Annotated in this window: 1 pseudogene; it reads left to right on the top strand. The window is 72.9% G+C overall.

From position 1 onward, the window contains the following. A pseudogene (locus IG08_RS0153295) lies at positions 1-649 on the top strand (IS200/IS605 family accessory protein TnpB-related protein); the annotation flags it as partial.

Genomic DNA, 649 nt, shown 5'->3' with positions numbered 1-649 from the left:
TCCCGGTGGGCGGGTTCGATCACCAAGGCCACGCATGATCAGTGGGCGCTCGCCCGGCGTGGCCAGCTCGCCCACCTCCGGTCTCTTGAGGCGGGGATCGGGACGATCGCGCACCGGCTGGCGCTGCCGGTCGGCGCCAAGGGCTCGAAGCACGCTCTGGGCGGCTACCGCAGCTGGCGGGAGTGGCACGCCAAGACCCGCCGCCTGCACGTGCTGGAGGACCGGCTGGAGCGCGAGCGGGCCGACCGCGAGGCCGGGACCGTGCACGTCGTACGCGGCGGCAAACGGCTGGCCCGCACCCGGCACCAGCTGTCTGCCGCGCAGCTCACCGAGGCCGACTGGCGGAAGCGGTGGGAAGCGTCGCGCTGGTTTCTGCAGGCCGACGGCGAATCCGGGAAGCGGTACGGCAACGAGACCCTCCGTATCAGCCCGGACGGCGAGGTCAGCATCAAACTCCCGGCCCCGCTGATGGAGTTGGCCAACGCCCCGCACGGCCGGTACGTGCTGGCCTGCCGGGTCCGCTTCCCGCACCGCGGGCCCGAGTGGGCGCACCGGGTGGAGACGAACCGGGCGGTCGCCTACCGCATCCACTACGACACGGCACGGGGGCGCTGGTATGTGACGGCCTCCTGGCAGATCCCGGTCTCCC

The organism is Streptomyces fulvoviolaceus, from assembly GCF_000718165.1.
In the GTDB taxonomy this organism is placed as follows: domain Bacteria; phylum Actinomycetota; class Actinomycetes; order Streptomycetales; family Streptomycetaceae; genus Streptomyces; species Streptomyces fulvoviolaceus.
Note: the sequence above shows the minus strand (reverse complement) of the source record. Positions and strands in the feature narration are given on the sequence as shown.